Origin of the sequence: Flavobacterium sp. HTF (genome assembly GCF_003105115.1) — a bacterium.
In the GTDB taxonomy this organism is placed as follows: Bacteria; Bacteroidota; Bacteroidia; order Flavobacteriales; family Flavobacteriaceae; genus Flavobacterium.
On record NZ_QETH01000137.1, the window covers coordinates 1 to 7,938 of the forward strand.

Sequence of the window (7,938 nt, forward strand, 5' to 3'; positions counted from 1 at the left end):
AAGAGCAATATTTTTTTCATACTATAAAAGTTATTTTATTAAAATTGGACAATAAACTAATTTTAAATAAAGTAATATTAGCTAATTATAAGGAACTGTCTCAATAAAACAGTTCCTTAATCCTTCTACAATAACATTACTCCCATAATAAATCCAGCACCAGCCAAGCCACAGGCAACACCTTCAGCAAAATCTCTCCAATGAGAAGTACCTCCTTCGATTAATAATAAATCATTTTCGTTTAATTCTGTTAATTCTAAATTTATATTCATAATCTTTAAATTTTTAAATGTTATTTATTGTGCCGCAACATAATCAATGGCAAAACCTGCTGCCCATGGAAAAGCAACACTAGCTACACCAGCCCAGAAACAAGGTTCATGTCCACCTTCAACTTTTTGTATTTCCTGGACATTCAGTTCAACTAAATTCAACTCTTCTAAATTCATAATTTTAAATTTTAAACGGTTAATTAATAATTTCAACAAAATCATTTTCTCGAGAACGTTTTCGTTAAAGTAAACTTATTATGGTTTTATTAAAAAAATTACCCATAAACGTTTAAAAAATATTAGAATAGGACATTTGTAACATTCCGGGGAAATTAATTACTAATAAATAAAGAAGCTAAAATTGATATTGTTTAACATAATAAGAAACTAAGGATAATTATTAACAAACATTTAAAACCTTATGTCTTATATTGCACTATCAAATTAAAATAGAAACGTTACTTTTGTGCGTTAAAAAATTACGAACTAAAAATACAAAATGGATATAGTTATCAAACTCTCTCAATTTCTATTGAGTTTATCTTTACTTATTATTCTTCACGAATTAGGACATTTTATTCCTGCCAAATTATTTAAAACCAGAGTTGAGAAATTTTACTTGTTTTTTGATGTGAAATTTTCTTTGTTTAAAAAACAAATTGGCGAAACGGTTTACGGAATCGGGTGGCTGCCGCTTGGAGGTTATGTAAAAATCTCAGGAATGATTGACGAGAGTATGGACAAAGAACAAATGGCTTTGCCTCCACAACCGTGGGAATTTCGTTCTAAGCCGGCATGGCAGCGTTTGATCATTATGTTGGGTGGGGTTACTGTAAACTTTATCCTGGCTTTTATTATCTATATCGGAATGGCATTTGCTTATGGTGATACCTATGTGGCAAATGCAGATTTGAAAGATGGTGTTTTGGTAGACAATCCTGTTATGATCAAAGCAGGTTTTAAAACTGGTGACAAGCTAGTTTCTATTGATGGTAAAACAGTGGAGAATTTTGATGGTGATTTAAATATGAACATCATCATGGCGAAACAAATCCTGATTGAAAGAGACGGAAAACAACAAAGGATTACGATGCCAACTGATTTTGTTGATCAGTTATCTAAACATGAAAAAGGACTTTTAGTCTCTATTCGTTCTCCTTTTGCTATTAAAAGTATTCCTGAAGAATCTGAAAATACTTCTTTGAAACCAAAAGATTTAATTGTGAGTATCAATGGTCAGGAAACAAAATATTATGATCAGGTTAAAGCTATTTTAGAAAGCAATAAAGGAAAAACGCTTCCTGCTGTTGTACTTCGTGATTTAAAACAAACTCCGGTTACAATTAAAGTTACTAAAGAAGGAAAACTTGGTGTTCTTGCCGGAGGTGTAGATTTAGAATCTTTAGAAAAATTAGGTTACTATAAAATAAGTACTAAAAAATACAGTTTCGTTGAATCTATTCCGGTTGGTCTTGAAAAAGGAAAAGACCAGTTAGTGGGTTACGGAAAACAACTTAAAATGATCTTCAATCCAGAGACCAAAGCTTACAAACAAGTAGGTGGTTTTGCGGCAATTTTTAATATTTTCCCTACTTCATGGAGTTGGGAAGTGTTCTGGTCAATCACCGCTTTATTGTCAATTATGCTTGGAGTTATGAATTTATTGCCAATTCCGGCACTAGATGGTGGTCATGTAATGTTTTTATTATACGAAATGATCAGTGGCAAAAAACCTAGTGATAAATTCCTTGAAAACGCCCAAATGGTTGGCTTTGTATTACTTATAGCACTGCTTTTATTCGCAAACGGAAACGATATTTATAAGGCAATTGTGAAGTAGAAAAAAAAATCAAGAAAAAGAGTTAAAATATTTTTGCGAAATTAAAAAATCAACTATATTTGCACTCGCTAAAAAGAGCAACAACTTCCTCCTTAGCTCAGTTGGTTAGAGCATCTGACTGTTAATCAGAGGGTCCTTGGTTCGAGCCCAAGAGGGGGAGCAACTTTTTTTAGCAAACATATTTACCTTTAAGGTGATTCCTCCTTAGCTCAGTTGGTTAGAGCATCTGACTGTTAATCAGAGGGTCCTTGGTTCGAGCCCAAGAGGGGGAGCTTAAAAAAAAGACTATCAAAATTGATAGTCTTTTTTTTGCTTTAATCTGAAAGCTTTATTATACGATTTAACCGCAAGGTTCGCGATGGTTTACGCAAGGTTTGCAAAGTTTTAGATCAATTATGCCTCATGGTTTAAATCATGGGACACAAAGAGAAAAACACATACCATACTTCCCAATAGTTACAACCATTGGCATATTTTATAATGGTATATCCAGCATTAACACTTAAATGCAATATTAAAAACCTTTGCGAACCTTGCGCTTTATTTGTGCCTTTGCGGTAAAAATCAATTCCTATTCAGTTTGGTGTGTTTTACCACATCATTGCCTATATTTTTACTTTCAAACAAAAGCATCGCTTCTTGGGCTTTCTCGGTTTCATTAATTGCTTTTAATGACTGGGCGTATCGATAATAATAAGATGCTTCTAAATCTGTAGATATCTCAAGTAACTGAGCATAATATTTGGCAGCCGTCACCATATCATTCTCAAAATAAGATTTGTCTGCAACCTTTTTGAGCATATCTACAGATTTATATCCACGGTCTAAAACCTTTTCATACGTATTTAGAAGGTTGATAGTAACATATTTTTCTTTTTTTTCGGGAGCAGCAACATTGAGCTTAACTGGTTTGATTTCTGTTTTGATTGTATCCACAATCGTTTTTGACTGCATGATACTGGCCACCACTTTTTCTTTTGGTTTTGCATATAGCGGCGTTACGGTTCTGGTATTATTTGGTCCTAAATCATACGTATTAACCATATTCAGCTTTGTGACTTCGTATGTTGTGGTGCGGTTTCCGAATGTCATATTTATCGTTTCTTCAACCAGATAAGATTCTATGACAAGGTCTTTATCGACTGTCTTGTCAGACTTTGGCTGTTTGTGTTTTATTTTTGAATTGGCAATAACAAGATCACTGCCCTGGCCAAAACAGCTAAAAGAAAAAATACATTCAATTATCACAAAAAGAGATACATAATTTTTCATATAAAAACATAAATAATTAGTTTCCAGTACTTTAAAACTCAATCTAAATTACTCATTTGCTGTGTTTTATAATCATTTTACCCACAAAGAGCCACTAAAAACGTTTAACTGCACATCTGGGCTTCTATTTTTTAAGAATACTGTTTTGTACATTTGTATGACATTAAATGAAAATGGAAAAAATCCCGGTTCGACATATTAAATCTTCTTCTGAAAAAACTGATTTTGCTCAGAATTTCAGTATACGGAATATTCAGGACTTACTTTCGGGGAAAGATCTGATTCAGGATTTGCATCGACATGATTTCTTTCATATTCTGGTTTTGCAAAAAGGATCCGGCTTTCATTCTATTGATTTTAAAAATTATGATATAAAAGATGCTGTCGTTTTTTTTGTGCGTCCCGGGCAGGCGCATCAATTGCAGTTACATGCAGAAAGTTCAGGATATATGATTCGGTTAAGTGCTGATTTTTATTCTTCTGATGACAAAACGCTTTCTTCTTTTTTGCGCAAATCAGGTATTCAGAATTATTATTCGCCAGACGAAAATAAATTCAGAAAAATACTTTCTGTCCTGGATTCTGCTTTTCAGGAATATAATGATAAACAGGATAATTATACCGAAGTCATTAAAGCCAATCTTGGTGTTTTCTTTATTGAAATCATTCGGGAGCAAAACAAAAATCCGACTGATAAAACCAATTTATACACACAGGAACGTCTTGAAGAATTTCAGGCACTTTTAGAAAAACACCTTTTCACGCATAAACAAACCGCTGATTATGCCGAAATGTTACACCTTACCTCTTATCAGCTCAATGCTGTTACCAAAACATTATTAAACAAAACGGCTTCTGAACTTATTACCGAAGCTGTAATTTTAGAATCCAAAAGATATCTTTTGGCTACAGCCAATCAGGTGAGTCAGATTGCGGGTTATATGGGTTATGATGATGTTTCTTATTTTATTCGTTTCTTTAAAAAATATACGGGATTTTCGCCGGAAATTTTTAGGCAAAACTTTAAATAAGTCGCAGCAAACTGCATTTTTGTCCTATCACTTAAAATGGTTTTCAGAGTAATTTTGATTCATTAATTTTAATTGAATCAGGATGAATCAGAAATGGGATGAAAGATACAAAGACAGCGAATTTGCTTACGGAACCGAACCTAATGTCTTTTTTAAAGAATGGTTACTAAAATTTGAACCCGGAAAAATTTTGATGCCGGCCGATGGCGAAGGCCGTAACGGTGTTTTTGCCGCACAACTAAACTGGAATGTCACTTCGTTTGATTTGAGCTCAGAAGGACAGCTAAAAGCGTTGAAACTCGCCAAAGAAAACAAGGTAACCTTAGAATATATTGTTGGAGATCTGGAACAGCTCGAATTTGAAAAAAACTCGTTTGATGCCATCGGACTGATTTATGCTCATTTTTCTGCAGAAACCAAATCAAAACTTCACAAAAAGCTGGACGAATATTTAAAATCTGGGGGGATTATAATTTTTGAAGCTTTCAGCAAAAGTCATTTAGATTTTAAAAAAGCAAATCCAAAAGTGGGCGGGCCCGACAATGTGAATGATTTATTTTCTGTTTCAGAAATCCTGGTCGATTTTGAACACTATGAAATTCTGCTTTTAGAGGAAAAAGAAATTGTTTTAAGTGAAGGAAAATTTCATATTGGCACCGGATCGGTTATTCGGTTTGTTGGGAAGAAAATTTAAATTTATCTCTTTTCCATCATTTCAACACAGACTTTTTCTATTTCTTCATCTGAAAATGGCTCTAAGGTTTTGACCAGCATTTTACTGGTTCTAATGCAACTGAGCATTTTGATGCGCAATTCGAAATCGTTGCCAATTTCGGTTTCGAGAATGTAGTCAAAGATTTCGGTTAAATAGTCGGGATGATTTCTAAATTTTCCTTCGAAACAAAGATCTGAAAGAAATTTAGATACTTCCCGCATTACATTTTCGTGATTGGTTACGGTTTTGGTTTGCATGGCGTAGAATATTTATTTTTTGAAAGAATAATTGTACTTTTGGTTTGAGCCGCAATTAAACAATTGATTGCTTTATATCAAAACAAAAGAAAATTGTTTCTCACAATAAAAAAGATTGTATTTTACTATATTCTTAATTTTTAAGGAATTTTAATATCTTTGAAGTATGAGCACAGCAACAAAACCAAAACATATCGGAAGAAACATAAGCCGAATCAGAGAGCTTAGAGGAATGAAACAAGAAGCGCTTGCAATAGCAATTGGCGTGACCCAGCAATATGTTTCTAATCTTGAAGGAAGCGAAAGTCTTGATGACGAAAAACTGAATAAAATTGCGGAAGCATTAGGTGTTTCTGTGGAATCAATAAAAAGCTTTTCAGATGAAGGTGTCGTTAATTACTTTAATAATGTATATGACAACGATATAACTGATAGTATTGTTAATGCAAATGCACTAGAATGTACTTTCAATCCGCTTGATAAAGTTGTAGAGCTTTATGAACGTTTGGTTCAGGCAGAAAAAGATAAAGTGGAATATTTGGAGAAATTGTTGAAGGGGAAGTAATTCATTTATAAAGAGTATAAAAAGAGGTCTCAAGTAGAGCCTCTTTTTTGTTTTATGGAAATAGTAAAAAAATAACATTCTATCTTTATCAAGAATAAGATTAATATGATGTTTTTTTTATATAATTCCTGATTATAAAACAGGTATTTATACGGTGTAAAATACTATTTAAAAATTCTTTATTTACAAGTGATTTTTCTACAATTTTAAAGTATACGAAATGAAAGACAGTCTAAAAAAGCTAATAGATAAGACACTTATATTAGAATATAAGTTATCTCATTCTACTTTAGGCATAGATAAAACTTGTATTACTCATAAAAACTTGAATGATGATTGCTATAAGAATGTTCATGCTGAAGATTTAACCAGAATTATTTATGAAAGTATATTGTATTATGCATATGATGAATTCCAATTATTGGACGGAGATCATCAAAAAATGTTCATCAAAGCATTTAATACTAAATTTAAATATAATTATACTGCAACTGATTTAGCAAAAAGAAGATTAGGAATTTATGGCGAAGCATTGCTATGCACTATACTTCATCACTTCTATAATACAAACACTTTGGTATGTAGAGGTTACTTTTATGACATACAAAAAAAATCAGAAGTAACTGGGTATGATTCATTCCATTTAATTCAAAAAGGGAGTGAAATTGAACTCTGGTTTGGAGAAACAAAATTTTACGAAAATTGTGAAGATGCGATTGATAGTGTTTTTAAAAATATAGAAAAAGCAATTTCAGATGATTATTTAGTTAATACAAACTTTACAACAATTCTTCAAAAAAAAGGTAATATTACAGATAAGAGCTCCAAACTTTATAAAATACTTGACCAATGGGAAAAATGCATAATTGATTCATTAGCAAATGAACTAATTAAAAATCAAATAAAATTGGTGTATCCTATTCTTGTCACATTTAATAAAATTAATAATGATTATGATGAAACAATTAAGACCGCAATTAAGCATATTAATGATAATTATAACCATGTTAAATTTGATAAAATAACTATCGAACACTCAATATTTTTTATTCTGATTCCAATTGATGACGTAAAATCATCTAAAGAAACAATTATCAAATGGATAGACAAGAAAGAACCCTTAATGTAGTAAAAGCATTAAATTCGCATAATAATGGTAACTTACCAACACACAAACTACTTGATGAAGTTTGTGATTTTTTCGATTTTATCAAAGATGAAGACCTTGATGACTCAGATAAAAGATTTCTAATTTATTTATCTAATAAAGTTGGTGTTCCTCATTACTATGATATTTTAGACAAATTTAATTCAGATTATAGTTCTTTTATTGAAGATGAAAATATAGGTTTAAGTACTTTTTCATCACTATTTTATGAGTCTTCATTATTCACAGATGAAAATTCAAAACTACACCAGTTTCAAATGGAGATTCTTAATTTATTTGAAGCCAAAAAACAAAACAGATATTTTCTTTCAGCATCAACATCATTTGGAAAAACACATTTAGTTTATGAAGTGATTAAAAAAATGAAATATAAAAATATTGTATTAATATTTCCAAGTATTGCATTACTATCAGAAAATCTATCAAAAATTAAAGAAGGTAAGATTGTTTTTCCTATTGATTATAAAATTCATACATTAAGTGATATTGATACTGATTATGGAATAAATAATATTTTTATTTTTACCCCTGAGAGATTTTTATCTTTTTTAGACAAAAATAATTCAGAGCTAATTCTAGACTTTATTTTTGTTGATGAAGTTTATAAAATTGACAATGGATATATTATTGATGATGAAGCAAAAGAAAATGAAAGAGATGTAGCTTATAGAATGGCAATATTTTATGGCTTGTCGCAGTATTCAAATAGTGACATATTATTAGCTGGACCATATATTGAAATATTCGAAAAAGATTCGTTGGGATACAATCCTTCATTTGATTTGTTTTTAAAAGATTTTGAAATTGTCAAACTTTTA

At 31.2% G+C, this 7,938-nt stretch carries 10 protein-coding genes and 2 tRNA genes; 8 read left to right on the forward strand and 4 right to left on the reverse strand.

Annotated elements, in window-relative coordinates; all coding sequences use genetic code 11:
- Positions 1–125: 125 nt before the first annotated feature.
- Entirely contained in the window at positions 126–272 is a 147-nt protein-coding gene (locus tag DCO46_RS22825; protein WP_165829050.1) for a hypothetical protein, read from the reverse strand.
- Positions 273–296: 24 nt separating this feature from the next.
- Entirely contained in the window at positions 297–449 is a 153-nt protein-coding gene (locus DCO46_RS23120; RefSeq protein ID WP_207784988.1) for a class IIb bacteriocin, lactobin A/cerein 7B family, read from the reverse strand.
- A 322-nt stretch (positions 450–771) separates the two neighbouring features.
- On the opposite strand from DCO46_RS23120, the gene rseP reads away from it, so the two are divergent.
- From rseP to DCO46_RS21615, 3 genes are all read left to right on the forward strand, one after another.
- The gene (gene rseP / locus DCO46_RS21605; protein ID WP_116754548.1) at positions 772–2,112 is read left to right on the forward strand and encodes an RIP metalloprotease RseP; all 1,341 of its coding nucleotides are present in this window, start codon (positions 772–774) and stop codon (positions 2,110–2,112) included.
- An 86-nt stretch (positions 2,113–2,198) separates the two neighbouring features.
- Positions 2,199–2,272 (forward strand) — tRNA-Asn (locus DCO46_RS21610).
- Between the two features lie 38 nt (positions 2,273–2,310).
- A tRNA-Asn gene (locus DCO46_RS21615) sits at positions 2,311–2,384 on the forward strand.
- 292 nt (positions 2,385–2,676) lie between these two features.
- Here DCO46_RS21615 and DCO46_RS21620 read toward each other — a convergent pair.
- Complete coding sequence (locus DCO46_RS21620) at positions 2,677–3,384, reverse strand: hypothetical protein (RefSeq protein ID WP_116754549.1); 708 nt, start codon at positions 3,382–3,384, stop codon at positions 2,677–2,679.
- Between the two features lie 173 nt (positions 3,385–3,557).
- Here DCO46_RS21620 and DCO46_RS21625 point away from each other — a divergent pair, with 173 nt between their 5' ends.
- Both DCO46_RS21625 and DCO46_RS21630 read left to right on the forward strand, forming a co-directional pair.
- Entirely contained in the window at positions 3,558–4,415 is an 858-nt protein-coding gene (locus DCO46_RS21625) for an AraC family transcriptional regulator (RefSeq protein ID WP_116754554.1), read from the forward strand.
- A gap of 82 nt (positions 4,416–4,497) precedes the next feature.
- On the forward strand, positions 4,498–5,109 hold the full coding sequence (locus DCO46_RS21630; protein WP_116754550.1) for a class I SAM-dependent methyltransferase: 612 nt from the start codon (positions 4,498–4,500) through the stop codon (positions 5,107–5,109).
- Positions 5,110–5,111: 2 nt separating this feature from the next.
- Here DCO46_RS21630 and DCO46_RS21635 read toward each other — a convergent pair whose 3' ends face one another.
- Positions 5,112–5,387 (reverse strand): hypothetical protein, encoded by a 276-nt coding sequence (locus tag DCO46_RS21635; protein ID WP_116754551.1) that lies wholly within the window; start codon positions 5,385–5,387, stop codon positions 5,112–5,114.
- Positions 5,388–5,553: 166 nt separating this feature from the next.
- Between DCO46_RS21635 and DCO46_RS21640 the strand changes: the two genes are divergently transcribed.
- From DCO46_RS21640 to DCO46_RS23125, 3 genes are all read left to right on the forward strand, one after another.
- Entirely contained in the window at positions 5,554–5,952 is a 399-nt protein-coding gene (locus tag DCO46_RS21640) for a helix-turn-helix domain-containing protein (RefSeq protein ID WP_116754552.1), read from the forward strand.
- A 220-nt stretch (positions 5,953–6,172) separates the two neighbouring features.
- Entirely contained in the window at positions 6,173–7,081 is a 909-nt protein-coding gene (locus DCO46_RS21645) for a Hachiman antiphage defense system protein HamA (RefSeq protein WP_116754553.1), read from the forward strand.
- A partial coding sequence (locus tag DCO46_RS23125; RefSeq protein WP_207784989.1) for a DEAD/DEAH box helicase family protein occupies positions 7,051–7,938 on the forward strand: 888 nt, incomplete at its 3' end. The genes DCO46_RS21645 and DCO46_RS23125, both read left to right, overlap by 31 nt.

What these genes read in the sequence shown, in the direction of transcription:
- DCO46_RS21635 (WP_116754551.1), bottom strand. Translation starts at nt 5,387, where the DNA reads ATGCAAACCAAAACCGTAACCAATCACGAAAATGTAATGCGGGAAGTA.
- DCO46_RS21645 (WP_116754553.1), top strand. Translation starts at nt 6,173, where the DNA reads ATGAAAGACAGTCTAAAAAAGCTAATAGATAAGACACTTATATTAGAA.
- DCO46_RS22825 (WP_165829050.1), bottom strand. Translation starts at nt 272, where the DNA reads ATGAATATAAATTTAGAATTAACAGAATTAAACGAAAATGATTTATTA.
- rseP (WP_116754548.1), top strand. Translation starts at nt 772, where the DNA reads ATGGATATAGTTATCAAACTCTCTCAATTTCTATTGAGTTTATCTTTA.
- DCO46_RS23120 (WP_207784988.1), bottom strand. Translation starts at nt 449, where the DNA reads ATGAATTTAGAAGAGTTGAATTTAGTTGAACTGAATGTCCAGGAAATA.
- DCO46_RS21620 (WP_116754549.1), bottom strand. Translation starts at nt 3,384, where the DNA reads ATGAAAAATTATGTATCTCTTTTTGTGATAATTGAATGTATTTTTTCT.
- DCO46_RS21630 (WP_116754550.1), top strand. Translation starts at nt 4,498, where the DNA reads ATGAATCAGAAATGGGATGAAAGATACAAAGACAGCGAATTTGCTTAC.
- DCO46_RS21625 (WP_116754554.1), top strand. Translation starts at nt 3,558, where the DNA reads ATGGAAAAAATCCCGGTTCGACATATTAAATCTTCTTCTGAAAAAACT.
- DCO46_RS21640 (WP_116754552.1), top strand. Translation starts at nt 5,554, where the DNA reads ATGAGCACAGCAACAAAACCAAAACATATCGGAAGAAACATAAGCCGA.